Raw genomic sequence first — 24,305 nt, 5'->3', positions numbered from 1 at the left:
TCCCGGTATGTCTACCGCTCCGGACGTGTTCAGCCCCGCCAAGCTCGGGCCGATCACGCTGCGCAACCGGACCATCAAGTCCGCCACCTTCGAAGCCCGCACGCCCGACGCGCTGGTGACCGACGACCTGATCGAGTACCACCGGTTGCCGGCAGCGGGTGGGGTAGGCATGACGACCGTCGCCTACTGCGCCGTCTCCCCCGGCGGCCGCACCGAGGGCAACGGGATCTGGATGCGACCCGAGGCCGTGCCCGGGTTCCGCCGGCTCACCGACGCGATCCACGCCGAGGGCGCCGCCGTCAGCGCGCAGATCGGCCACGCGGGTCCGGTGGCCAACGCCAAGTCCAATAAGGCGAAGGCCCTGGCGCCGGTCCGGTTCTTCAACCCCATCGGGATGCGGTTCGCCAAGAAGGCGACCCGCGAGGACATCGACGAGGTGATCGCCGGGCACGCCAACGCCGCCCGCCTGGCTATCGAGGCCGGGTTCGACGCCGTCGAAATCCATTTGGGCCACAACTACTTGGCGAGTTCGTTCCTGTCCCCGCTGATCAACCGCCGCGACGACGAGTTCGGCGGATCGCTGCAGAACCGGGCCAAGGTCGCCCGCGGCATGGTGATGGCCGTCCGGCGGGCGGTGGAAAAAGAGGGCACGCCCATCGCGGTGACGGCCAAGCTGAACATGGCCGATGGGGTTCGTGGCGGCATCAGCACGGAGGAATCGCTGACCACCGCCAAGTGGCTCGAGTCCGACGGCGGGCTGGACGCGATCGAACTCACCGCGGGCAGCTCGCTGGTCAACCCGATGTACCTGTTCCGCGGCGACGCGCCGCTCAAGGAATTCGCCGGGGCGTTCAAGCCGCCGCTGAGCTGGGGCATGCGCATGACGGGCAAGAAATTCCTGCGCGAGTACCCCTACCGCGAGGCCTACCTGTTGCGCGACGCCAAACTGTTCCGCAACGAGCTGAAGATGCCGCTGATCCTGCTCGGCGGGATCACCAACCGGGAAACGATGGACCTGGCGATGGCCGAGGGATTCGAGTTCGTCGCGATGGCCCGGGCGCTGCTGGCCGAGCCGGATCTGATCAACCGAATCGCCGCTGATGGCGCCGCGCACCAAGTGCATTCGGCGTGCACGCACTGCAATCAGTGCATGCCCACGATCTACACCCGAACGCACTGCGTGGTGACGGGCGCGCCCGACGCCACCCGCTGACGCTCAGAGCTAAACCACAGGGCTGCAAGCTACAGTTGTGGCGATGTCAGCACCAGCCCCGCCAGCGCTAACCGTCCATCACGAAGGATCGGAACGCACCTTCGCAGCGGGCCACGATGTAGTAGTCGGGCGCGACCTGCGAGCGGACATGCGTATCACCCACCCGTTGATTTCGCGTGCCCACCTGCTGTTGCGTTTCGACCAGGGCAAGTGGCTGGCCATCGACAACGGTTCGCTCAACGGAACTTTCGTCAACGGCCGGCGCGTGCCGGTGGTCGAGATCCACGACGGGCAGACCCTGAACATCGGAAACCCCGACGGGCCGCTGCTGACCTTCGACGTCGGGCGCCACCAGGGCATGGCCGGGCGTCCGCCCCGAACCGAATCGATGGGCATCCCGATGGCGGCTCCGCCGCAGGCCGCTGCGTGGTCGGCGCAGCCGTCACCACCCGTCGCCCCGCCGCCTCCTCCGCCACCCGGGCGCACGCCCAACTGGGCGGCGCCGCCGCGGCGACCGCAACCCGCGCCCGTGCAGCGGCAAGCCCCGCCCGCACAGACCATGTACGGCGGTGGACGCCCGCCCGCATTCCCGCCCGCCGCGCCACCCCCGCCGCACAACGCGCCGCCCCTGGCGCAGATCCCCGCCGTCTCGGGGAGCCCGCACACCCAGATGGCGCCCGCCTCCGCGAAGCCGCCCGAGGTAGCGAACCTGGCGACGAAGATGTTCCACGCGTTGATGCCGTCACGCTCCGGTGCGATCCAGAAGCCGGCGGGGTCGCAGACCATCGGCCGGGCCACCGACAACGACATCGTCATCCAGGACGTCCTGGCCTCACGCCACCATGCCTTCTTGATCCAGACGCAGCTGGGCACCGAGATCCGCGACTCGCACAGCGTGAACGGGACGTTCGTCAACGGCGTCCGGGTTGGTTCGGCGGTGCTGACCGAGGGCGACGTGGTCACCATCGGCAACGTCGACCTGGTGTTCACCGGCGACAACCTGGTCCGGCGCACCGAGGCGGCGACGCGCACCGGCGGGCTGGAGGTCAACTCCGTCTGCTACACCGTCGACCACGGCAAGCAGCTGCTGGACCACATCTCGCTGACCGCCCGGCCCGGGACGCTGACCGCCATCATCGGTGGGTCGGGCGCCGGCAAGACCACCCTGTCGCGGCTGATCGTCGGCTACACCAGCCCGACCTCGGGCAATGTCACGTTCGAGGGCCACAACATCCACACTGAGTACGCGTCCATGCGCAGCAGGATCGGGATGGTCCCGCAGGACGACGTGGTGCACCGCCAGCTGACGGTCAACCAGGCCCTCAACTACGCCGCCGAGCTGCGCCTGCCGCCGGACACCAGCAAAGAGGAACGGGCCCGCGTCGTCGCGCAGGTGCTCGAGGAACTCGACATGACCCAGCACGCCGACACCCGGGTCGACAAGCTCTCCGGCGGCCAGCGCAAGCGCGCCTCGGTCGCCCTCGAGCTGCTCACCCAGCCGTCGCTGCTGCTGCTGGACGAGCCCACGTCGGGTCTGGACCCGGCGCTGGACCGCCAGGTCATGCTGATGCTGCGCCAGCTGGCCGACGCGGGCCGCGTGGTGCTGGTGGTGACCCACTCGGTGTCGTACCTGGACGTGTGCGATCAGATCCTGCTGGTCGCGCCAGGCGGGAAGACGGCGTTCTGCGGGCCGCCCGACCAGGTCGAGTCCGCGATGGGGACGCGCAACTGGGCCGACATCTTCGCCAAGGTGGGTGCCGACCCGGACGAGGCCAACCGCCGCTTCAAGGAGCGCAACCAGCAGTCGTCGCAGCCACCCACCCCGGAGAGCCCGGCGGATCTGGGCGAACCACCGCAGACCGACCTGTTCCGGCAGCTGTCCACGATCGCCCGTCGCCAGGTCCGACTGGTCGTGTCCGACCGCGGCTACACGATCTTCCTGGCGATCCTGCCGTTTCTCATCGGCGCGTTGTCGCTTACGGTGAAGGGCCCGCACCCGGGCCTCGGCCCGGCCGACCCGATGGGGCCCGCGCCGACGCAGCCGCAGTACATCATGGTGCTGCTCAACATCGGCGCCGTCTTCATGGGCACCGCGCTCACCATTCGCGACCTGATCGGCGAGCGCGCCATCTTCAAGCGAGAACAGGCGGTCGGCCTGTCCACCACCGCCTACCTGCTGGCCAAGATCGCGGTGTTCTGCGTGTTCGCCACCGGCCAGGCGGCGATCGCGACCATCATCGTGCGGCTGGGTAAGGGCGCCCCGACGGCGCATCCCCAGTTCTTCGGCAACTCCACCTTCTCGCTGTTCGTCACCGTCGCGGGCACCTGCGTGGCCTCGGCCATGCTGGGCCTGCTGCTGTCGGCCCTGGCGCAGTCCAACGAGCAGATCATGCCGCTGCTGGTGGTGTCGATCATGTCCCAGCTGGTGTTCTCCAGCGGCATGATCCCGGTGTATCAGCGCTTCGGCCTCGAACAGATGGCGTGGCTGACGCCCGCCCGGTGGGGCTATGCGGCGGGCGCGTCCTCGATCGACTTCCCGTCGCTGGTGAAGGTCAAGCAGATCCCGACCAACGACCCGATCTGGCAGCACTCGAAGCACATTTTCCTGTTCGACATGTTCATGCTGGCCGCACTTTCGATCGGCTACACCGGCTTCGTCCGCTGGCATATCCGGCTGAAGCGCTAGGCCGGCGCCTCAACCTCGACCCCCAACCTGGATGTTATGACTCGACCTGCGCAGCCCGTGCTGACGGCTCGATCTGACCGCTCCGAAGGTAGTTTCGCCGCTGGCCGCGATGTGGTCGTGGGCAGCGACCTGCGCGCCGACCTGCGCGTGGCGCACCCGCTGATCGCCCGCGCGCACGTGCTGCTGCGCTTCGACCAGGGGCGGTGGCTGGCCGTCGACAACAACTCGCTCAACGGGATCTACCTGGACGGCCAGCGGGTGCCGGTCGTCGACATCCACGACGGCCAGACCATCAACATCGGCAAGCCCGACGGCCCGCGGATCACCTTCGAAGTGGGCCAGCACGTGGGCAGCGTCGGCCTGCTTCCGCCGACCACCAAGTCGATCCCCATCATCACCGCGCGGCCCGTCGCGCCGGCGCCGGCCACCGGCCCACGTCCGGCGACGGCGCCGTCCCACCCGGTGGCGCATCCGTCACGGCCGCCCGCGCCGCCGTCGCGCCCCTTCCCCCGCCGCGACCCCAAGCGCAGGTCCGCCGCTCCGCCCGTCCCGCCGGACAGCGCGACCCGCGCCGTACCGCAGTCCGGGCCGCACCCCACCGGGCTGAACCCGCCCACCCGGGCCGGCCGCGCCGGGGAGTTCCCCACCACGTGGGCCGGCGTCCCGGGGTCCGACTCGGAACTCCGGCCGCAGCCCGGCCGCGGCGCCTCGATCGGGCGCGCGCTCAATAACGACATCGTCATCCATGACGTCCTGGCCTCGCGCCATCACGCCTACCTGACGCCGACGCCGACGGGCGCCGAGATCCGCGACGCGAACAGCAGCAACGGCACCTTCGTCAACGGTGTCAGGGTCGGCTCGGCGGTCCTGTCCGAAGGCGACGTGGTGACGATCGCCAACGTCGACCTGGTGTTCCACGACGGCGTGCTGGTTCGCCGCCAGGAGGCGGCGACGCGGGCCGGCGGCCTGGAGGTGCGCGAGGTCAACTTCCGCGTCGACGGCAAGAACCTGCTGGAGCGGATCTCGTTCGTCGCCCGGCCCGGCACGCTGACCGCGCTGATCGGCGGGTCCGGCGCGGGCAAGACCACGCTGTCCCGGCTGATCGCCGGGTACGCCAGCCCGTCTTCGGGCTCGGTCACCTTCGAGGGCCACAACATTCACACCGAGTACGCCTCGCTGCGCACCAGGATCGGGATGGTCCCGCAGGACGACGTCGTGCACCGGCAGCTGACGGTCAGCCAGGCGCTCGGCTACGCCGCCGAGCTGCGCCTGCCGCCCGACACCAGCAAGTCCGACCGCGAGCAGGTGGTCGCCCAGGTCCTCGACGAGCTGGGCCTGACCGAGCACGCGGACACCCGGGTCGACAACCTGTCCGGGGGCCAGCGCAAGCGCGCGTCGGTGGCCCTGGAACTGCTGACCGGGCCGTCGCTGCTGATCCTCGACGAGCCGACCTCCGGCCTGGACCCGGCGCTGGACCTGCAGGTGATGACCATGCTGCGGCAGCTCGCCGACGCCGGCCGCGTCGTGCTGGTGGTCACGCACTCGCTGACCTATCTCGACGTCTGCGACCAGGTGCTGCTGATGGCGCCGGGCGGCAAGACGGCGTACCTCGGGCCGCCCGGCCAGATCGGCGCGGCCATGGGCACCACCCACTGGGCGCACATCTTCGCCAAGGTGGGCGCCGATCCGGACGAGGCCAATCGCCGCTTCCTGGCCCAGAACAAGCCCCCGCCGCCCACGCGCACCGAGGCGCCGGCCGAGCTGGGCGCCCCGGCGCGCACCAGCAAGCGCCGCCAGTTCTCCACCATCGCCCGCCGCCAGGTCCGGCTGGTGGTGTCCGACCGCGCCTACTTCCTGTTCCTGGCGGTGCTGCCGTTCGTGATGGGCGCGCTGTCCCTGGCCGTGCCCGGCAGCGTCGGTTTCGGCTACGCCGATCCGGTGAGCGAGTCGGCCGGTGAGGCCGGGATGATCCTGACCCTGCTCACCATGGCGGCCGCGTTCATGGGTACCGCTCTGACCATCCGCGACCTGATCGGCGAGCGGCCGATCTTCCGGCGAGAACAGGCGGTCGGCCTGTCGAGCACGGCCTACCTGCTGGCCAAGGTGGCGGTGTTCAGCACGTTCGCCGTCATCCAGGCGGCCATCGCCACGGCCATCGTGGTGGTGGGCAAGGGGCCGCCGACGCGGCCGGCGGTGCTGCTCGGTAACGCCACCCTCGAGCTGTTCGCCGGGGTCGCCGCGACGTGTGTGGCGGCGGCGATGCTGGGCCTGTTGCTCTCGGCGCTGGCGCGGTCCAACGAGCAGATCATGCCGCTGCTGGTGGTATCGCTGATGATGCAGATGGTGCTCTCTGGTGGCATGGTGCCGGTCACCCACCGGATCTTCCTCGACCAGCTGTCCTGGCTGGTGCCCTCCCGGTGGGGGTACGCGGCGCAGGGGTCCACGGTCGACCTGTGGGCGGTGTCGCCCGGCCCGCAGAGCCCGCGGGACAGCCACTTCGAGCACACGCCGGTGGCGTGGCTGTTCGACATGGGCATGCTCGCGGTGCTGACGGTCGCCTACGCCGCACTGGTGCGGTGGCGCATCCGGCTCACCCGCTGAGCGATCAGCCGCCGATGGCTCAGCCGTCCACGTCTCCATCCAGCCGCAGCCCGTGGGCGAGCGCGAAGGCGACGGCCTGGTCGACGTCGACGCGGGCACCGGCCAGCGAGGCCGTCGTCCACAGCGCCGGATCCACGGTGCTGCCGCGCAGGTCGGCATCGTCGAAACGGGTGCCTGCGGTCCGCGCGCCGCGCAGGTCCCCGCCGCGCAGCACTGCCTTGCGCAGGTCGGCCTCCACCAGGCTGGTTTCCCGCAGCCGGCAGCCGCTCAGGTCGACGCCGCGCAGGTCGATTCCGCCGAGCACCGCGAGCGTGAAGTCGACCTCGTCGAATGTGATCGGCCGGAGCCGGCACTGCACGAACACCGAGCCGAGCAGGCTGCACTGCGAAAAGGTGCTGTGCCACAACGACGTCCGCCGGAACGTGCAGTTGCGGAAGGCCGAACCGCGGTGCTGCGACTCGGCGAGGTTGGCGCCGCTGAAGTTGCATTCGGTGAACACGACCCGCTCGGTCTGCAGCCGGCTGAGGTCGTCGTCAGTGAAGTCGTGGCCCTCGAATTCCTGGTCGACCCACCGCGTGGTCAATTGGCCGACAGGCTGGCCAGGGCGTATTCGCTGACCGCGATCAGGGCGTCGGTCGCCGACCGGCGATCCCGGGCGTCGACGCTGATCACCGGGATGTGCGGCGGCAGGGTCAGCGCCTCACGCACCTCGGCGACCGGGTAGCGCGGGGCGCCGTCGAATTCGTTGATCGCGACGAGGAACGGCAGGTTGCGGTGCTCGAAGAAGTCGACGGCGGCGAAGCTGTCCTGCAGGCGCCGGCAGTCGACCAGCACCACCGCACCGATCGCGCCGCGCACCAGGTCGTCCCACATGAACCAGAAGCGGCGCTGCCCCGGCGTGCCGAACAGGTAGAGCACCAGGTCCTCGGCCAGGGTGATCCGGCCGAAATCCATTGCGACGGTGGTGGTCCGCTTGTCCGGGGTGGCCTCGAGCGCGTCGACGCCGGTCGAGGCGTCGGTGAGCATCGCCTCGGTGCGCAGCGGCATGATCTCCGACACCGCCCCGACGAAGGTGGTCTTGCCGGCCCCGAATCCGCCGGCGATCACGATCTTCGTCGACGCGTGGGCGCCGGAATCGGCCTGCACGTCAGAGTGCGCGTAAGCCACGCAGTGTCCTTCCTATGAGTTCATGGCGCTCGTCTCTGGTGGAACGCTCGGACAACGTCTTGTGCACTTGAACGTAGCCGGACAGCACCAGATCCCCGACCAGGACGCGCGCGACGCCGAGCGGAAGGTCAAGCCGGGCGGAGATTTCGGCGACCGACGGGTGCTCGACGCACAGTTGGATGATTCTGCCTCGCGCGTCGTTGGGCGGCCACCGGTGGGCCAGGCCGGCCTGCAGCGTCTGAATCGGCGCCTCGAGGGGAAGGTCGACGTTGGTGTCGGTCCGGCCGGACGTCAGGGTGTACGGGCGGACCAGGTTCCCCTTACGGTGTGCGGGCCAGGTCTCGGGGGTGTCCATCGCGGCTCACGAGTGCTGCTGCACGGCCGACCGGCGGGTCGACTGCACCACGCCGCCCACTCGTTCGACGAGGACAGCCATCTCGTAGCCGATCTGACCGATGTCGCACGACGACACGGCCAGCGTCGCCAGGTGCGAGCCATCGCCGACCCGCATCAACAACAGGTAGCCGTTCTGCATCTCGACCACCGACTGCAGCACCTGGCCGCCCTCGAACAGCTGCGCGGCGCCGGTGGCCAGGCTGGCCAGTCCGGAGGCCACCGCGGCCAGCTGGTCGGCGCGTTCGCGCGGGAGATGCTCGCTGGCCGCGATGGGCAGCCCGTCGACGGACACCAGCAGCGCGTGCGCGACGCCGGGTACCTCGCGGGCGAACCTCGTCACCAGCCAGTCCAGGGAGTTGTCGGGGGAGGTCATTATTCGTCGGATCCTTGATCGGTCTCACGGGCGTGCGAACGTCCGGTGCGCACGCCACCGAAATGGTTACTGAACGAGGCGCGAACCGCCTCGGGGTCCCGGGCTACGGGTCCGGTGGCAGCGTGCTGCGGTTCCCGGTGCGACGGGGACCGGCCGCTGCTCCCCTGGTCCGGCTCGGCCGGCTCGTCCTGTAAGACGCCGTTGGCGCCGCCGGGCACCAGCCGGGCGCCCGGCGTGCGCACCGGCAGGCCGTGGTCGGTGGTGTGGGCCTCGACGGGCTTTTCATCGGCCGCGGCCGCCAGCGTCCAGCCACGGTCCCAGACCGACTGCCAATCCAGGTCGGGGCTGTTGACCAGGTCGTGCGGGTCGCCGAGCATCTCCGACAGCATCCGCCGGTAGATGACGTCGTCGTCGGCCGGGGCCGCCGGGGCCTTCGGGGCCGGCGGGATGGACGCCGCCGGGGCAGGCTGGTCCTGCCGGGTCTGTGTGCGGCCGTCCGCCTCCCGGGAGCGGGCGGAGAAGAAGGCCGAGGTGTCCGACGCCGCCCGGGCCGGTTGCGCGGGCGCGGGCTTCGGCTCGGGCGCGGGCTCGGGGGCGGGAGCCGGCTTCGGAGCGTTCTCCCACCAGGGCGTCGCCAACTCGCGGCGCTGGCGGCGGGGCAGTTTTTCGGCGGCCGGGGCGGGGACCGCGGGAACTTCGGTGATGCCACTGGAACCCGGGTTGCGGCGCGGCAACAACGTGACCGACGGGCCGGTCGCGTCCGGGCCGGTGCCCGCCGGCTCGAGCGTGCCGTCGTCGCGCTGGGCGTCCTGCGCGGGGGCGGCGTTCGCGCTGGCCAGCTTGGCGCTCGGCGAGGAGACCGCACGGATGTGGCGGGGCGCCGCCGACTCGGCGACCGCCCGGCCGGCGAGCACCGTCGGCGGCAGGTAGATCTCGGCGGTGGTACCCGAGCCCGATTCGTTGGCCGCGGGGCCGCGCAGCCCCACCCGGATGCCGTGCCGGGCCGCGATCCGGCCGACCACGAAAAGACCCATGTGCCGGGCGTTGTCGGGGCTGACGTCGCCGCCGGCCTGCAGGCGCATGTTCGCCATCCGCCGGTCGGTGTCGTTCATCCCCAGACCGGAGTCGGCGATCCGCACCACAACTCCCCCGTCGCCGCCGCGTGACGCGGAGATCCGGGCGGACGTCGTCGGCGGCGAGTAGCGCAGGGCGTTGTCGATCAGCTCGGCGAACAGATGGATGGCACCGCCCGCGGCCGAGCCGATCAGCTCGCACTCGGGCAGCCCGGCGAGCTCGACACGGCGGTAATCCTCGACCTCAGACACCGCGGCGTTGATCACAGTGGCCAGCGGCACCGGGTCGCGCTGGTCGCGGGCGAGCTGCGAGCCGGCCAGCACCAGCAGGTTGGCGCTGTTGCGGCGCAGTCGCGCGGCCAGGTGGTCAAGCCGGAACAGGCTGTCCAGGCGGTCGGGGTTCTCCTCGTTGCGCTCCAGCCGGTCGATGAGAGCCAGCTGCTGGTCCACCAGCGTGCGGCTGCGCCGCGACATGGTCTCGAACATGTCGTTGACCAGCAGTCGCAACCGTGCCTCGTCGCCGGCCAGCAGCAGGGCCTGGGTGTGCAGCTCGTCCACCGCGTGGGCGACCTGGCCGATCTCCTCGGTGGTGTACACCGGCAGCGGGCTCGGAGTCGGTTCGGCCCCACCGGCTTTCACCGAAGCGATCTCCTCTACAAGATCGGTGTGGGCGACCTTGAGCGCGCCGTCGCGCAGGATGCGCAACGGCCGCACCAGCGCGCGCGCCACCAACAGCACGATGCCCAACGCGATCACGATCGCGGCCAGCACCAGCACGGTGTCCAGGATCGCGGCCGAGCGACGCTCGGCGGCCTGGGCGTGCACCGACTTGGTCACCGACGCGGTGGCGTTCTTGATGACCTGGTCGGCGATGTCGTCGGTGGTCTGGATCGAACGCAGCAGGTCGGCGTTGTCGACGAGCACGCTGGCCGGATCGGACATGATCGCCATACGGCTCACCATCTGCCGCTGCAGCGCCTTGGCCTCTGGCGATCCGGCGCCCAGCACCTCGCTCATGCCGAACAGCGTCGACGGCTCGGTGCCCGCCAGGGTGGCCATCGAGGTCCGCAGCTGCGGCTCGGGAAGCTCGGCCCCGCGGGTGACGAGGACCTTCTGCATCGTCATCTGCCCGCGGGCGCCGACCGCCCGGCTCAGGCCCTGCGCCTGCGCACGGATCTTCTCGTCGTCGACGCGCACCGAGGCGTTGATGGCGTCTTCTGCCGTCAGCAGGATGGGCGCGTAGAGCGTCACCCGCTCCCGCAAACCGAGACCCGGGTCGGCCGCCTTGTTCACCACCATCTGGCCGCCGTCGAGCAGGTTGTTCACGCCGGACCGGACGTCCGCGCTGACGTCGGTGTCGTCCAGCCTGGCCTGCAGCTCGCCCTTGCGCGCCTCGTAGTTCTTCTTGGCGCCGTCGACGTCGTGTCCGGTGGAACTGGCCAGCAGGGCGACGTCCAGCGCCGACATGTACTTGGTGATCACCGGCACCACGTCGGCGCGGGTGGCGGCCAGCCGCAGGTTGGCCGAGTTGGCCATGGCGCCGTGGATGCGCAGCACGCCGAAAACCGTCGCCAAAATCAGCGGGACCAGCACGATCGCCAGCACCTTCCAGCGCACCGGCCAGTTGCTCAGCGACCAGGTCGGCGGGCGTTTGGCCGCCGCGGCGTCGGCGCCGGGCTTCGGCGCGGGCTCTACGACATCCGCCTCGGCCGGGTTGGTCGGGCGGGTGAACATGGTCACGTCATCGCGGCCGGACGACCGGCCGCTGCGCTGACCCTGAGCGCTGAATGAAACGAGTGGCTCATGAAACTTCCTGCTTTATTTCGCCCGCCCCGCGCCAGATTGGCGTGTGCTTGTAGGTGTGGCAATCCGACGAGTATGACAGCCCGCGGCGCATGCCACCAGAATCGTTACTGAGCAGACAGGTCCCTCCAAGGTGGCGCCGCGCCCGCACGATCACCCCTGGCAAACACCACCGAGCGCGAAACCCTAGGCGGGCCGAAGGAGCGCGACGAGGAAATCGGAGTCGTCGGTGAAGGGCCGCATGTCCCAGGTGGACAGCAGCAGATCGGGTGCGAAGCCCGCGTTGACGGCGTCGTTGAGAAATTCGTCGAACTCGTAATCGCGGCCGGCGCCGAACCCGATCGCCGCCCGCCCGTCGTCGGCGATGTGGGCCCGCAGCCGGCTCAGCACCTGGATTCGGGTGCTCGGGGCAAGAAACGTCATGACGTTGCCGGCGGACACGATCGCGTCGAACGGTTCGGCGATGCCGCGCGCCGGCAGGTCCAGCTCGGCCAGGTCGCCGACCAGCCAGCGCGGGCCGGGGTAGTCCTGCTCGGCCGCCTCGATCAGCGCCGGGTCGACGTCCACGCCGACTACCCGGTGACCCACCGCGGCCAGGTATCCGCCCAGCCGCCCGGGCCCGCACCCGGCGTCCAGAATCCGCGCCCCGCGCGGCGCCATGGCGTCCACGAACCGGGCCTCGCCGGCCAGGTCGTCGCCGGCGCGGGCCATGGCGCGGAAACGCTCGATGTACCACTGCGAATGCCCCGGATCGGCAGCGACCTTCTGCATCCAGTAGCTCTGCTCGACCATGCGACCATTATCGGCGTTGTGTTCAAGCTGATGTTCGTGTCCCCTCGCATCCCGCCCAACACGGGCAACGCCATCCGGACGGTGGCGGCGACGGGCTGCGAATTGCATCTGGTCGAGCCGATGGGGTTCGACCTGTCCGAACCCAAGCTGCGCCGAGCGGGGCTGGACTACCACGACCTCGCGTCGGTCACCGTGCACGCCTCGCTGGCGGCCGCCTGGGCGGCGCTGTCACCGCAGCGGGTGTTCGCGTTCACCTCGCACGCGCCCACCTCTTTCGCCGACGTGGACTACCGGGCCGGCGACGTGCTGATGTTCGGCCCCGAACCCACCGGGCTGGACGCCGCCACGCTGGCCGACCCGCACATCACCGCGCAGGTGCGCATCCCGATGCTGGCGGGCCGGCGCTCGCTGAACCTGTCCAACGCCGCGGCGATCGCCGTCTACGAAGCCTGGCGCCAGCACGGCTACCCGGGCGCGGTGTAGCGACGAGTTCTGCACCGGAGAAGAGTCAGCATCGATATGCCTACCTTCATCACGATCGGTTACGGCGACGAGGCCGGATACCACCAACTGACCGACGACCGCAAACAGGCCGCACACGCCCGCGACGACGAACTCCGCGCGTCCGGCGCGCTAGTGGGCCGAGCTAAAGACCCCGTCCAGGTGCGCAATCCGGACGGCGCGGGGGTACGGATCGAGCCCGGCCCCTTCCTGCGATCGGCGTTGCCGATCGCAGGGTTCGCGGTCATCGACGCCGAAGACATTGACGCGGCGATTGAGCGGGTGAGCCAGACGCCGTGTGCGGTCGCGCACGGGATCGTCGAGGTTTGGCCTCTTCAGGCCTGATCACCAGGCATTCCAGTGAGTGAGCTGCGCGGCGGGCAGCCGCTTGGCCGGGCGGAAGTCGGTGCCCTTGGTGTAGGCGATGGGAAACAGCCCACCCTGGCTGTACTTGTCGTGCGGGATGCCGAGCACGTCCGCGACCTGCTGTTCGCCGCCACCGAGCAGGTGCAGCGTCGTCCAGCAGGACCCCAATCCCCGGGAACGCAGCGCCAGGCAGAAGCTCCACACCGCCGGAAATAGCGAAGCCCAGAACGAGACGCCACCTATCGGCGACTTGTCTTCGCGGCCTTGGAGGCACGGGATCAGCAGCACCGGCGCCTCGTGCATGTGCTCGGCGAGATACATCGCCGAATCCGCGACCTTGCCCATCCGCTCACCGCGGGTGTCGCCCTGGTCGTAGTCGGGCTTCGGCGCGCTGAGGTAAGGCTGAGCGTTCTTCAGGTAGACGTCGGCGATCGCCTTCTTCTTGTCCGCATCCTCGACGAAAATCCATTGCCAGCCTTGCGCATTGGAGCCGGTGGGCGCCTGCAGCGCCAGTTCGAGGCATTCCATCAGCACGTCGCGGCCCACCGGCTTGTCGAAGTCGAGACGCTTGCGGACCGAGCGGGTGGTGGTGAGCAATTCGTCGACGGACAAGTTGAGGGTCATGTGTGGAGACTACGGAATCACCGGAAGTCGCGGGACTTCGAGCCGACCGCCAGGGTGATGCGGCCCAGCCGTTCGGCGACGACGGTGATCGCGCCGCTGGCGTTTTGCACCTGCCCGCGCACCAGCAGCGCCGGGGCCGAGTTCGCCAGCTTGCGATGCCGTGCCCACACCCACGGCGCACAGAGCACGTTGACCATCCCGGTTTCGTCCTCGAGGTTGATGAACGTGACCCCCTGTGCCGTGCCGGGCCGCTGCCGATGGGTGACCGCGCCCGCGATCAGCACCCGGTCGCCGTCGGGCATCGAGCCCAGTTTCTCGGCGGGCACCACCCCCATCGCGTCCAGATCGGCCCGCAGGAACTGCGTCGGGTAACTGTCCGGGGAGACGCCGGTGGCCCACACGTCGGCGGCGGCCAGTTCCAGCTCGCTCATCCCGGGCAGCACCGGGACGTGCGACGACGACCCCACCCCAGGCAGCCGGCCCGGCCGCTGGGTGGCCGCGGCCCCGGCCGCCCACAACGCCTCGCGCCGGGACATGTCGAAGCAGCCCAGCGCCCCGGCCGTCGCCAGCGCCTCGGTCTGCGGCACGGAAAGCTGCAGCCGGGTCGTCAGGTCAAGCAGAGAAGTGAACGGGCCGTTGGCTTTTCGCTCGTCGACGAGTTGTTCGGCCAGGTCGTCGCCGATGTGGCGGACCGCGCCCAGGCCGAGGCGGACCTCGGTGCCGGCGTTCTCGAGCGTGGCGTGCGCCAGGCTGGCGTTGACGTCCGGGCCGTGCACCGTCACGCCGTGCCGGCGCGCATCGGCCACCAGCGACTGGGGCGAGTAGAACCCCATCGGCTGAGCGCGCAGCAGCGCCGCGCAGAAGGCCGCCGGGTGGTGCAGCTTGAACCACGACGAGTAGAACACCAGCGACGCGAAGCTCAGCGCATGGCTTTCCGGGAAGCCGAAATTGGCGAAGGCTTCCAGTTTTTCGTAGGTGCGATCGATCACCTCGTCGTCGGCGCCGTGCAGCGTGCGCATGCCCTCGTAGAACCGGCCGCGCAGCCGTCGCATGCGTTCGGTCGAGCGCTTGGACCCCATGGCGCGGCGCAGCTGGTCGGCCTCGGCGGCCGAGAATCCGGCGCAGTCGACCGCGAGCTGCATCAGCTGCTCCTGAAAGAGCGGCACCCCCAATGTCTTTCGCAGCGCCGGTTGCATCGACGGGTGGTCGTAGAGCACCGGGTCCAGCCCGTTGCGCCGCCGGATGTAGGGATGCACGGACCCGCCCTGGATGGGGCCGGGACGGATCAGCGCGACCTCCACCACCAGGTCGTAGAACACCCGCGGCTTCAGCCGCGGCAGGGTGGCCATCTGCGCGCGCGACTCCACCTGGAACACGCCGACCGAATCGGCACGCGAAAGCATCTCGTACACCGCGGGCTCGGAGAGGTCGAGGCGGGCCAGGTCCACCTCGATCCTCTTGTGCTCGGCCACCAGGTCGATGGCGTAGTGCAGCGCCGAGAGCATCCCCAGCCCGAGCAGATCGAACTTCACCAATCCGATTGCCGCGCAGTCGTCTTTGTCCCACTGCAGCACGCTGCGGTTCTCCATCCGCGCCCACTCCACCGGGCACACGTCGGCGATCGGGCGGTCGCAGATCACCATGCCGCCGGAATGAATGCCCATGTGCCGCGGCAGGTTCCGGATCTGGTTCGCCAGGTCGATCACCGGTTCGGGGATGCCCTCGACGTCGGGCGCCGGGTCACTCGAATTGGGGCCAAGCCCGCTCCAGTGGCTGATCTGCTTGCTCCACGCGTCCTGCTGACCCTGCGAGAAACCCAGGGCGCGGGCCATGTCACGCACCGCGATCTTTCCCCGGTAGGTGATGACGTTGGCGACCTGGGCGGCGTAGTCGCGGCCGTATTTGTCGTAGACGTACTGGATGACCTTTTCCCGCTGATCGGACTCGATGTCCATGTCGATGTCGGGCGGCCCGTCGCGGGCCGGCGACAGAAAACGCTCGAACAGCAGCTCGTTGGCCACCGGGTCGACGGCGGTGACGCCCAGGGCGTAGCAGACCGCGGAGTTGGCGGCCGATCCCCGGCCCTGGCACAGGATGTTGTTGTCCCGGCAGAACCGGGCGATGTCGTGCACCACCAGGAAGTAGCCCGGAAACGTCAGGTGGGCAATGACTTTCAGCTCGTGTTCGATCTGGGCATACGCCCGTGGCGCGTGCTCGGCCGACCCGTAGCGGTCGCGCGCCCCGGCCATGGTCAATTGCCGCAGCCAGCTGTCCTCGGTGTGCCCGGCGGGCACGTCGAACGGCGGCAGCTGCGGTGCGATGAGCGCCAGCCCGAACGCGCACTGCTCGCCCAGCTCGGCGGCCGCGGTCACCACGTCGGGCCGCTGGGCGAACAGCCGGGCCATCTCGTCACCCGAGCGCAGGTGCGAACCGCCCAGCGGGGCCAGCCACCCGGCGGCCGAATCCAGCGACTGCCGCGCCCGGATGGCACCCATCGCCATGGCCAGCCGGCGCCGCGACGGCCCCGCGAAATGCGCGCCGGTGGTGGCGACGACGCCGACCCCGAAGCGGGGGGCCAGCGCGGCCAGCGCCGCGTTGCGTTCGTCGTCGAGCGGCTGACCGTGATGGGTCAGCTCGACGCTGACCCGGTGCGCTCCGAACCGGTCCACCAGATCGGCCAGCGCCCGCTCGGCCGCCGATGGGCCACCCTCGGAAAGGGCTTGGCGCACATGGCCTTTACGACAGCCGGTCAGGATGTGCCAGTGCCCGCCGGCGGCCTCGGTCAGCGCGTCGGCATCGTAGCGGGGCTTACCCTTCTCGCCGCCGGCCAGATGCGCCGCGGCCAGTTGCCGCGACAACCGCCGGTACCCCTCCGCGCCGCGGGCCAGCACCAGCAGGTGCGGGCCGGGCGGATCCGGCGTCTCGGTGCGCGCACCCGGGCCCAGCGACAGCTCGGCGCCGAACACGGTGCGTATGTCGAGCTCGGCCGCCGCCTCGGCGAACCGCACCGCCCCGTACAAACCGTCGTGGTCGGTGAGCGCCAGGGCGCGCAGGTCCAGCCGGGCCGCCTCCTCGACCAGCTCCTCAGGCGTGCTCGCCCCGTCCAGGAAGCTGAACGCCGAATGCGCATGCAGTTCGGCATAAGCGACGGACGAGCGCGACGCCCGGCCGCTGTCCGGCGGCTGGTACGTCGCGCGCCTGCGCGACAGGGGGCCGTCGGATTCCGGGCCCGCCGACTCCCCGGCATGGCGCGGCTTGCTGTCGAGCACCCGCTCCATTTCCGCCCAGCTCGGCGGCCCGTTGAACCAGCCCACGGTTCGAGTATATCGAACTGGTGTTCGATTTAACCGCGGCTCAGTACAACCGTTGTTAAACCGATCTTCAACTCCTAAACAAGGTCTTAACGCTGCGGCACTACCGCGGATCGCGAGGTCCACAGATACTGGTACAAGTTCAAGAAGCGGACTACGGCGGGGGCCGGCATGGCACAGACACTGGACACGGCATTCCTTCAAGCCCACGATCCGGATCAGCACGCGAGCCTGGCGATCGGCGCGGTCGCCATCGTCAACGGCACCGTACCCGACTATGAACGGCTCAAAAGGCTTCTGGCCGAACGTCTCCAGCCGATCACGCGATGCACGCAGCTGCTGCGGGCGCATCCGCTGAACCAGGAGTGGATCGACTGCCCGGACTTCGACCTGGCCCACCACGTGCGCCGGGTGGCCATCCCCCGCCCCGGCGACGAGGCCGAGCTGTCCCGGGCCATCGCCCATGCCTTGGAGCGGCCCCTCGACCTGGACCGCCCCCCGTGGGAGTGCTGGGTCATCGAGGGCCTGAAGGGCAACCGGTGGGCGATCCTGATGAAGACCCATCACGGCCTGCTCGACGGCAACTCGGCGGCACGCCTGATCAGCAGGCTCTGCGACGACGCCGACGCGGACACCTTCGCCAACGGCGCCGCGGCCAAACCGGTTTCGATACCGGCCGCGGGCAAGCCGGGCTGGGTCGACGCGCTGTGGCGGACTTCGTCGGCCGCCGGCGCCCTGGTCGGCGCGATGTGGCCGGCCGTGCGCACCGATTCGGTCACCGCCTCGCGGCGCTACAGCACGGTGCGGGTCCCGATCACCGACGTCGACAGCGTCTGCCGCAAATTCGGCGTCAGCGCCAACGACGTCGCGCTCGCCGCCATCACCGAGGGGTTCCGCGCGGCGCTGCTCGGCCGCGGTGAGGAACCGCGGGCGGACTCGCTGCGCACCCTGGTGCCGATGCCGGTCCGCTCGGCGATGCTCTCGCACCTGCCCGTCGAACACGACGACCCGGTGCGCCGGTTGCAGACGGTGCACAACAGGTGGAAGGCCAAGCTGATCGCCCAGCCGCCCGGCATCGTGGACTCGGCGATCGGCTTCCTGCCGACGGTGTTGCGCAGCAACGTCTTACAGCTGCTCTCCCGCCTTCCGCAGCGCGCCATCGTCACCTTGGCCACCACCGTGCCCGGGCCGCGCCGGCGGCTGCGGGTGATGGGCCAGACGCTGGAACGGCTGTTGCCGATCCCCCCGACGGCCGCGGCGCTGCACACCGGCGTCGCGGTGCTGAGCTACGGCGATGAACTGGTCTTCGGCATCACCGCCGAACACGGCGACGCGTTCGACGTCAAGCAGCTGGCCGCCGGCATCGAGCTGGGCATGGCGCGACTGGTGGCCCTCGGCGACGATTCCGTGCTGCTGTTCAACCGCAAGCGTTCCGCGCGTCCGGTGGTGCGCCCCGTGCCGCCGACGCACCCGTCGGCGCCGGGGCACGCGCGCCGCTGACCCGTTCTCCCGGCGGCCGACCACCGTGAGAAGGTTGGTCATGGGCAAGTCGGGGCCGGTCATCATCGATCCGCGCCGCCATGACGCGGTGCTGTTCGACGACGAAGGCGCGCTGGGATCCACCCTGGCCACCCGACTTCGCAAGACCGGGGTGGGCACCGCCGTCATATCTGCGGACGGTCCCGTCGCGGCGGCCGACCGCCTGCAGGTGCGACCGGGCCGCTGCGTCGTGGTCGCCGGGGACGTCGCGGGCGTCGAAGCCGCACGCGCCGCCGGGTTCGCGTTGGTGATCGCTGTCGACCCGGCCCGTGCTGACGACGCGGTGCGCAAGGCGGGGGCCGACGCGGTGGTCACCGACCTGCGCGACGTCACCGTGCGGACCGGCGACCTCCGCATGTCGCAGCTGCCCGATGCGCTGCAGGCCCTGGCCGATGGGCTCGCCGACCGGCGACCGGCCGTGTTCTTCGACTTCGACGGCACGCTCTCGGACATCGTCGACGACCCGGACGCGGCGCGGCCCGTCGCCGGTGCCGCCGAGGCGCTGGACAAGCTGGCCGCGCGGTGCCCGGTCGCGGTGCTGTCCGGCCGTGATCTCGCCGATGTTACGAAACGGGTTGGGGTACAAGGGATCTGGTATGCAGGCAGCCACGGTTTCGAGCTGACCGCGCCAGATGGCACCCACCACCAGAACGACGACGCGGCCGCGGCGATCCCGGTGCTGGAGCAGGCGGCCGGCCAGCTGCGCGACCGGCTCGGCTCGATTCCCGGTGTCGTGGTGGAGCACAAGCGATTCGGGGTGGCCGTGCACTACCGCAACGCCGATCGCGACCGCGTCGGGGAGGTGCTGGCGGCGGTGCGCGCCGCGGGCCGCCGCGACGAGCTTCGGGTCACCACCGGCCGCGAGGTCATCGAGCTGCGCCCGGACCTGGACTGGGACAAGGGCAAAACGCTGCGCTGGGTGATCGACCACCTGCACGAGGCCGGATCGGGTCCGCTGACGCCGGTCTACCTCGGCGACGACATCACCGACGAGGACGCGTTCGACGCGGTGCGCGCGGGACCGGTTCAGGGCGTGCCGATCCTGGTGCGGCACGGCGACGACGGCGACCGCGCCACCGCCGCGCTCTTCGCGCTGGACAGCCCGGCCAGGGCCGGCGAATTCACCGGCCGGCTGGCCGATCAGCTCGAAGGTCTCGAACGTTAGGCGTATTCCACCGCGCCGTCGTCGAGCACCACCCGGGTATCGGCCCCGTCGGAACCCTCAGAAGAAGAAGCCTCGGTGCGGAACACCGCCTTGCCCGGCTCGGTGCGCCAGATCAGCGTGGTCAGCGTCTCGCCGGGAAACACCGGCGAGGTGAACCGCGAGGCGATCGAGGTGATGTTGGCCGCGACGCCCTGGCCCAGCTCGGACACCAGCGCGCGACCCGACACCCCGTAGGTGCACAGCCCGTGCAGGATCGGCTTGGGGAAGCCGGCCAGCTCCCGGGCGAACCACGGGTCGCTGTGCAGCGGGTTGCGGTCACCGGAGAGCCGGTAGATCAGCGCCTGGTCCTCGCGGGTGGGCAGCGGGATGCGGGCGTCGGGCTCGCGGTCCGGGAATTCCGGCGCGACGGGCCGCTGGCCCGGCATGCCCCCGAAGCCGCCCTCGCCGCGGATGACCAGGGTGGTGAGCGTCTCGGCGATCAGCTGCCCGGAATCCGGCTCGGTGCCCCGGCCGCGCAACACCAGGATCGCGTTCTTGCCCTCGCCTTTGTCCTGGATGTCGGCGACCTCGGACACCACCGAAAGCTTGCCCGCGGGCGGCAGCGGTGCGTGCAGCCGGATGCTCTGCGATCCGTGTAACAGCATGGCCCAGTTGAACTTTCCGACCAGGCCGGCCGCGCCGAAGGCCGGGCAGCAGATCACCGCATACGTGGGCAGCACCTGCTGGTCGATGTCGTGGCTGTTCTCGGTGGTGAACGGCAGGTCGTCGATCCCGGCGCCGACACCGAGCGCGTAGAGCAGCGTGTCCCGGTCGGTCCATTCGAACTGCACGGGTTCGGTCACCGCGCCGACGGCACTCGGATCAATCGCCATGGAAGTCTCCTGATCGTTGAGTAGTGATCCCCGGTCCACTCTGGCATCCGGAGAAACGCCGGCGCGACCAAGGCCCTCTCCGGAGAGGCCGCGCGGTAACAAACCGTCGCAAACCCTTCCCACCGGAGCCGTCGGCAAGGCAGGCTAATCGACATGCCCAAGCGCAGCATGATCCGGAAAGCCACGATGGCGCTCGCCGCGCTCACCGCAACGATGATCGTCGCCGGCTGCGGCGGCGGCTCACCGCAGGCGCGGTCCATCACGGTGACGTTCATCCGGCACGCCCAGTCCGAGGCCAACGCCAGCGGCACCATCGACACGGGGGTGCCGGGCCCGGGCCTGACGCCGGAGGGCAAGGGGCAGGCCGAGCAGCTCGCGCACCAACTCGGCCGCAAGGACTACGACAGCGTCTACGCCTCCACCATGACCCGGACCCAGCAAACCGCCGCCCCGCTGGCCGCCGCGCTCGGCAAGCAGGTCGAGGTCCTGCCCGGCATCCAGGAGATCAACGCCGGCTGGTTCAACGGCAAACCCGAGTCGATGGCGAAGTCGACGTACATGCTGGCGCCGGTGAACTGGATCAACGGCGATGTGTCAGACAGCATCCCCGGCTCGGTCAGCGGCAAGGAGTTCAACGACCAGTTCACCGCGGCCATCAACAAGATCTACAACAGCGGCCACCGCAACCCGGTGGTGTTCTCGCACCGGAACTCGATCATGGTGTGGACGCTGATGAACGCGCAGAACGCCAAGGACAGCCTGATGGACAGCCACCCGATTCCGAACACGGGTCGCGTGGTGATCAGCGGTAACCCGATGACCGGCTGGACGCTGGTCGACTGGGACGGGATCCGCGACTTCCACAACTGACCTCCCGCGCAAGATCGGCAGTTGACGTGCGCGGCTGCCACCGCCACCATGTCTTCATGCGGTATGTCGTTACCGGCGGTACCGGGTTTATTGGCCGCCGGGTCGTGTCTGGTCTTGTGGAATCCCGTCCCGACGCGCAGGTGTGGGTGCTGGTGCGACGGCAGTCCCTGGGCCGCTTCGAGCGGCTCGCGGAACGCTGGGGTGAGCGGGTGAAACCGCTGGTCGCAGCGCTACCGGAGCTGGAGCTGAGCGACGAGGCCCTCGCCGAGCTGGGCGAGATCGATCACGTGGTGCACTGCGCGGCGATCTACGACATCACCGCAGGTGAGCCTGAGCAGCGGGCCAGCAACGTCGAGGGCACCCGCGCGATGATCGGACTGGCGCAGCGGCTGGACGCGACGTTGCACCACGTCTCGTCGATCGCCGTGGCCGGCGATTTCGCAGGCGAATACACCGAGGACGATTTCGACGTCGGCCAGCAGCTGCCGACGCCCTATCACCAGACCAAGTTCGAGGCCGAGCTGTTGGTGCGCTCGGCGCCCGGGCTGCGGCATCGCATCTACCGCCCGGCGGTGGTGGTGGGCGACTCACGCACCGGCGAGATGGACAAGGTGGACGGCCCGTATTACTTCTTCGGCGTGCTGGCCAAGCTGGCGGTGCTGCCATCGCTGACCCCGATCCTGCTGCCCGACACCGGCCGCACCAACATCGTGCCGGTCGACTACGTGGTCGACGCCCTGATCGCGCTGATGCACGCCGACGGCCGTGACGGACAGACGTTCCACCTGACCGCGGAGAAGACCATCGGCCTGCGCGGCATCTACCGCGGCGTGGCCAAGGCGGCCGGGCTGCCGCCGCTGCGCGGGTCGCTGCCGCGCTCGGCGGCCGCCCCGGTGCTCAAGGTGCGCGGGCGAGCCAGGGTGGTGCGCAACATGGCGGCCACCCAGCTCGGCATCCCCGCCGAGGTGCTCGACGTCGTCGACCTGGCGCCCACCTTCGTTAGCGAAAAGACGCGAAATGCCTTGCAGGGCACCGGGATCAGCGTTCCGCAGTTCGCCGACTACGCGCCCAGGCTGTGGCGGTACTGGGCGGAGCACCTCGATCCCGATCGCGCGCGCCGCGACGATCCGCAGGAACCGTTGCAGGGCCGCCACGTCATCATCACCGGCGCGTCCAGCGGCATCGGCCGGGCCGCGGCCCTCGCCATTGCGGAGCGGGGCGCCACCGTGTTCGCGCTGGCCCGCAACGGCGCGGCGCTGGATGCGCTGGTCGACGAGATCCGCGCCAATGGTGGTGTCGCCCATGCCTTTACCTGCGACGTCACCGATTCCGCTTCGGTGGAACACACCGTCAAGGACATCCTGGGCCGCTTCGACCACGTCGACTACCTGGTGAACAACGCCGGCCGGTCGATCCGCCGCTCGGTGGTCAACTCCACCGACCGGCTGCACGATTACGAACGGGTGATGGCGGTCAACTACTTCGGCGCGGTGCGGATGGTGCTGGCGCTGCTACCGCACTGGCGCGAACGCCGGTTCGGTCACATCGTCAACGTGTCGAGCGCCGGCGTGCAGGCGCGCAATCCCAAGTACAGCTCGTACCTGCCCAGCAAGGCCGCGCTGGACGCGTTCTCCGACGTGGTGGGTTCGGAGGTGCTGTCCGACCACATCACCTTCACCAACATCCACATGCCGCTGGTGCGCACCCCCATGATCGTGCCGTCGCACCGGCTCAACCCGGTGCCGGCGATCAGCCCTGAGCGCGCGGCCGCGATGGTGGTGCGCGGGCTGGTGGAAAAGCCGGCCCGCATCGACACCCCGCTGGGCACACTCGCCGAGGCAGGCAATTATTTCGCCCCGCGGACGTCGCGGCGCGTGCTGCACCAGCTCTATCTCGGCTATCCGGATTCGGCCGCGGCGCGCGGGCAAACCACCGAGCCCGCCGCGGCCCCGCGGACCGCCCGCCGCAAGCCCAGCCGGCCGGTGCGCGCCGTCACCCGGGGCATCCGGACCCCCCGGGGAGTCAAGCGGCTGGTCCGCCTGGTGCCCGGCGTGCACTGGTAGTCACTTCTGCAGCGTGAACTGGTTGACGTCGATGTATCCGACTCGGAATGCGTCGGCGCAACCGGTCAGGTATTTCATGTAGCGCTCGTAGACTTCCTCGGACTGCAGCGCGATGGCCTCGTCCTTGCGGGCTTCCAGGCCGGCTGCCCAGATGTCGAGCGTCTTGGCGTAGTGCGGCTGCAGCGACTGCACCCGGCTCACCGTGAAACCGTTCGCGGTGGCGCGCTCCTGGACCATCGGTATCGACGGCAGCCGCCCGCCCGGAAAGATCTCGGTGACAATGAATTTGATGAACCGGGCGAACGTGAACGAGATCGGCATGCCGCGTTCGACCATCTCGTTGGGATGCAGCCCGGTGATGGTGTGCAGCAGCATGACCCCGTCGGCGGGCAGCAGGTCGTGCGCCAGGGTGAAGAACGCGTCGTAGCGCTCGTGCCCGAAGTGCTCGAAGGCGCCGATGCTGACGATCCGGTCGACCGGCTCGTCGAACTTCTCCCAGCCCTCCAGCAGGACCCGGGCCGAGCGAGAGCTCCCGGACCGGGCGATCAGCTGCTCGACGTGCTCGGCCTGGTTGCGGCTCAGGGTGAGGCCGACGACGTTGACGTCGTACTTTTCCTGGGCCCGCATCATGGTGGCGCCCCAACCGCAGCCGACGTCGAGCAACGTCATGCCCGGTTGCAGCCCGAGTTTGCCGAGCGCGAGGTCGATCTTGGCGATCTGCGCCTCCTCCAGCGTCATATCCTCGCGCTCGAAGTACGCGCAGCTGTATGTCTGGGTCGGATCGAGAAATAGCCGGAAGAAGTCGTCCGACAGGTCGTAGTGGGCCTGCACATCGTCGAAATGCGGCGTTAAATCAGTCCCCTCGGGGGGCTCCGACGTCGTTGGCATTA

At 69.9% G+C, this 24,305-nt stretch carries 19 protein-coding genes; 9 read left to right on the top strand and 10 right to left on the bottom strand.

Annotated features, from left to right (window positions below; all coding sequences use genetic code 11):
- The first annotated feature begins 7 nt into the window (after positions 1-7).
- Genes ACZYVJ_RS19765 through ACZYVJ_RS19755 form a run of 3 tightly spaced genes read left to right on the top strand, consistent with a single transcriptional unit; the run spans position 8 to position 6,500 of the window.
- Positions 8-1,213: an NADH:flavin oxidoreductase gene (locus ACZYVJ_RS19765; RefSeq protein WP_463832572.1), complete on the top strand. Its 1,206-nt coding sequence runs from the start codon at positions 8-10 to the stop codon at positions 1,211-1,213.
- Positions 1,214-1,256: 43 nt separating this feature from the next.
- Complete coding sequence (locus tag ACZYVJ_RS19760) at positions 1,257-3,899, top strand: ATP-binding cassette domain-containing protein (RefSeq protein ID WP_463832571.1); 2,643 nt, start codon at positions 1,257-1,259, stop codon at positions 3,897-3,899.
- 36 nt (positions 3,900-3,935) lie between these two features.
- Positions 3,936-6,500, top strand: a complete 2,565-nt coding sequence (locus tag ACZYVJ_RS19755) for an ATP-binding cassette domain-containing protein (protein ID WP_463832570.1) — start codon at positions 3,936-3,938, stop codon at positions 6,498-6,500.
- Positions 6,501-6,519: 19 nt separating this feature from the next.
- Here the strand turns inward: ACZYVJ_RS19755 and ACZYVJ_RS19750 are convergent, their stop codons facing one another.
- The 6 genes from ACZYVJ_RS19750 to ACZYVJ_RS19725 form a co-directional block, all read right to left on the bottom strand.
- Positions 6,520-7,083 carry a pentapeptide repeat-containing protein gene (locus ACZYVJ_RS19750; protein WP_463832569.1) on the bottom strand — a complete coding sequence of 188 codons (564 nt, stop codon included), beginning with the start codon at positions 7,081-7,083 and terminating at the stop codon, positions 6,520-6,522.
- Entirely contained in the window at positions 7,080-7,646 is a 567-nt protein-coding gene (locus tag ACZYVJ_RS19745) for a GTP-binding protein (protein ID WP_463833068.1), read from the bottom strand. The genes ACZYVJ_RS19750 and ACZYVJ_RS19745 overlap by 4 nt, the downstream gene beginning before the upstream one ends.
- 1 nt (position 7,647) lies before the next feature.
- Complete coding sequence (locus tag ACZYVJ_RS19740) at positions 7,648-8,022, bottom strand: DUF742 domain-containing protein (protein ID WP_463832568.1); 375 nt, start codon at positions 8,020-8,022, stop codon at positions 7,648-7,650.
- Between the two features lie 6 nt (positions 8,023-8,028).
- Entirely contained in the window at positions 8,029-8,436 is a 408-nt protein-coding gene (locus ACZYVJ_RS19735; protein ID WP_463832567.1) for a serine protease inhibitor, read from the bottom strand.
- Positions 8,436-11,243, bottom strand: coding sequence for a sensor histidine kinase (locus ACZYVJ_RS19730; protein ID WP_463832566.1), 2,808 nt, complete (start codon positions 11,241-11,243; stop codon positions 8,436-8,438). The genes ACZYVJ_RS19735 and ACZYVJ_RS19730 overlap by 1 nt, the downstream gene beginning before the upstream one ends.
- A 255-nt stretch (positions 11,244-11,498) precedes the next feature.
- A complete protein-coding gene (locus tag ACZYVJ_RS19725) occupies positions 11,499-12,104 on the bottom strand; it encodes a class I SAM-dependent methyltransferase (protein WP_463832565.1) in 606 nt (201 codons plus the stop codon).
- A gap of 18 nt (positions 12,105-12,122) precedes the next feature.
- On the opposite strand from ACZYVJ_RS19725, the gene ACZYVJ_RS19720 reads away from it, so the two are divergent.
- Positions 12,123-12,587: a tRNA (cytidine(34)-2'-O)-methyltransferase gene (locus ACZYVJ_RS19720; RefSeq protein WP_463832564.1), complete on the top strand. Its 465-nt coding sequence runs from the start codon at positions 12,123-12,125 to the stop codon at positions 12,585-12,587.
- Between the two features lie 36 nt (positions 12,588-12,623).
- Positions 12,624-12,950, top strand: coding sequence for a YciI family protein (locus ACZYVJ_RS19715; protein WP_463832563.1), 327 nt, complete (start codon positions 12,624-12,626; stop codon positions 12,948-12,950).
- On the opposite strand, the gene ACZYVJ_RS19710 is transcribed toward ACZYVJ_RS19715, so the two are convergent.
- Positions 12,951-13,595: a nitroreductase family protein gene (locus ACZYVJ_RS19710; RefSeq protein WP_463832562.1), complete on the bottom strand. Its 645-nt coding sequence runs from the start codon at positions 13,593-13,595 to the stop codon at positions 12,951-12,953.
- 17 nt (positions 13,596-13,612) lie between these two features.
- Positions 13,613-16,909: an error-prone DNA polymerase gene (locus tag ACZYVJ_RS19705; protein WP_463832561.1), complete on the bottom strand. Its 3,297-nt coding sequence runs from the start codon at positions 16,907-16,909 to the stop codon at positions 13,613-13,615.
- Positions 16,910-17,077: 168 nt separating this feature from the next.
- Here ACZYVJ_RS19705 and ACZYVJ_RS19700 point away from each other — a divergent pair, with 168 nt between their 5' ends.
- Both ACZYVJ_RS19700 and otsB read left to right on the top strand, forming a co-directional pair.
- The gene (locus tag ACZYVJ_RS19700) at positions 17,078-18,406 is read left to right on the top strand and encodes a wax ester/triacylglycerol synthase domain-containing protein (protein WP_463832560.1); all 1,329 of its coding nucleotides are present in this window, start codon (positions 17,078-17,080) and stop codon (positions 18,404-18,406) included.
- A 40-nt stretch (positions 18,407-18,446) separates the two neighbouring features.
- Positions 18,447-19,610, top strand: coding sequence for a trehalose-phosphatase (otsB, locus tag ACZYVJ_RS19695; RefSeq protein ID WP_463832559.1), 1,164 nt, complete (start codon positions 18,447-18,449; stop codon positions 19,608-19,610).
- On the opposite strand, the gene ACZYVJ_RS19690 is transcribed toward otsB, so the two are convergent.
- Complete coding sequence (locus ACZYVJ_RS19690) at positions 19,607-20,482, bottom strand: MaoC/PaaZ C-terminal domain-containing protein (RefSeq protein ID WP_463832558.1); 876 nt, start codon at positions 20,480-20,482, stop codon at positions 19,607-19,609. The two genes, otsB and ACZYVJ_RS19690, sit on opposite strands and share 4 nt — an antisense overlap.
- Positions 20,483-20,635: 153 nt before the next feature.
- On the opposite strand from ACZYVJ_RS19690, the gene ACZYVJ_RS19685 reads away from it, so the two are divergent.
- Positions 20,636-21,352 (top strand): histidine phosphatase family protein, encoded by a 717-nt coding sequence (locus tag ACZYVJ_RS19685; protein WP_463832557.1) that lies wholly within the window; start codon positions 20,636-20,638, stop codon positions 21,350-21,352.
- A gap of 56 nt (positions 21,353-21,408) precedes the next feature.
- Positions 21,409-23,415 carry an SDR family oxidoreductase gene (locus ACZYVJ_RS19680; protein ID WP_463832556.1) on the top strand — a complete coding sequence of 669 codons (2,007 nt, stop codon included), beginning with the start codon at positions 21,409-21,411 and terminating at the stop codon, positions 23,413-23,415.
- Here the strand turns inward: ACZYVJ_RS19680 and cmaA1 are convergent, their stop codons facing one another.
- Positions 23,416-24,303: a cyclopropane mycolic acid synthase CmaA1 gene (gene cmaA1, locus ACZYVJ_RS19675; protein ID WP_463832555.1), complete on the bottom strand. Its 888-nt coding sequence runs from the start codon at positions 24,301-24,303 to the stop codon at positions 23,416-23,418. It abuts the gene before it with no gap.
- Positions 24,304-24,305: the final 2 nt, after the last annotated feature.

Source organism: Mycobacterium sp. IDUB_3, from assembly GCF_055419585.1.
This window is presented reverse-complemented; position numbering and strand designations above follow the sequence as displayed.

Excerpts from the sequence above, each read along its gene's own strand:
- ACZYVJ_RS19765 (WP_463832572.1), top strand. The coding sequence starts at position 8 with ATGTCTACCGCTCCGGACGTGTTCAGCCCCGCCAAGCTCGGGCCGATC.
- ACZYVJ_RS19760 (WP_463832571.1), top strand. The coding sequence starts at position 1,257 with ATGTCAGCACCAGCCCCGCCAGCGCTAACCGTCCATCACGAAGGATCG.
- ACZYVJ_RS19755 (WP_463832570.1), top strand. The coding sequence starts at position 3,936 with ATGACTCGACCTGCGCAGCCCGTGCTGACGGCTCGATCTGACCGCTCC.
- ACZYVJ_RS19740 (WP_463832568.1), bottom strand. The coding sequence starts at position 8,022 with ATGGACACCCCCGAGACCTGGCCCGCACACCGTAAGGGGAACCTGGTC.
- ACZYVJ_RS19735 (WP_463832567.1), bottom strand. The coding sequence starts at position 8,436 with ATGACCTCCCCCGACAACTCCCTGGACTGGCTGGTGACGAGGTTCGCC.
- ACZYVJ_RS19730 (WP_463832566.1), bottom strand. The coding sequence starts at position 11,243 with ATGTTCACCCGCCCGACCAACCCGGCCGAGGCGGATGTCGTAGAGCCC.
- ACZYVJ_RS19725 (WP_463832565.1), bottom strand. The coding sequence starts at position 12,104 with ATGGTCGAGCAGAGCTACTGGATGCAGAAGGTCGCTGCCGATCCGGGG.
- ACZYVJ_RS19715 (WP_463832563.1), top strand. The coding sequence starts at position 12,624 with ATGCCTACCTTCATCACGATCGGTTACGGCGACGAGGCCGGATACCAC.
- ACZYVJ_RS19710 (WP_463832562.1), bottom strand. The coding sequence starts at position 13,595 with ATGACCCTCAACTTGTCCGTCGACGAATTGCTCACCACCACCCGCTCG.
- ACZYVJ_RS19700 (WP_463832560.1), top strand. The coding sequence starts at position 17,078 with ATGGCACAGACACTGGACACGGCATTCCTTCAAGCCCACGATCCGGAT.
- otsB (WP_463832559.1), top strand. The coding sequence starts at position 18,447 with ATGGGCAAGTCGGGGCCGGTCATCATCGATCCGCGCCGCCATGACGCG.
- ACZYVJ_RS19690 (WP_463832558.1), bottom strand. The coding sequence starts at position 20,482 with ATGGCGATTGATCCGAGTGCCGTCGGCGCGGTGACCGAACCCGTGCAG.
- ACZYVJ_RS19685 (WP_463832557.1), top strand. The coding sequence starts at position 20,636 with ATGCCCAAGCGCAGCATGATCCGGAAAGCCACGATGGCGCTCGCCGCG.
- ACZYVJ_RS19680 (WP_463832556.1), top strand. The coding sequence starts at position 21,409 with ATGCGGTATGTCGTTACCGGCGGTACCGGGTTTATTGGCCGCCGGGTC.
- cmaA1 (WP_463832555.1), bottom strand. The coding sequence starts at position 24,303 with ATGCCAACGACGTCGGAGCCCCCCGAGGGGACTGATTTAACGCCGCAT.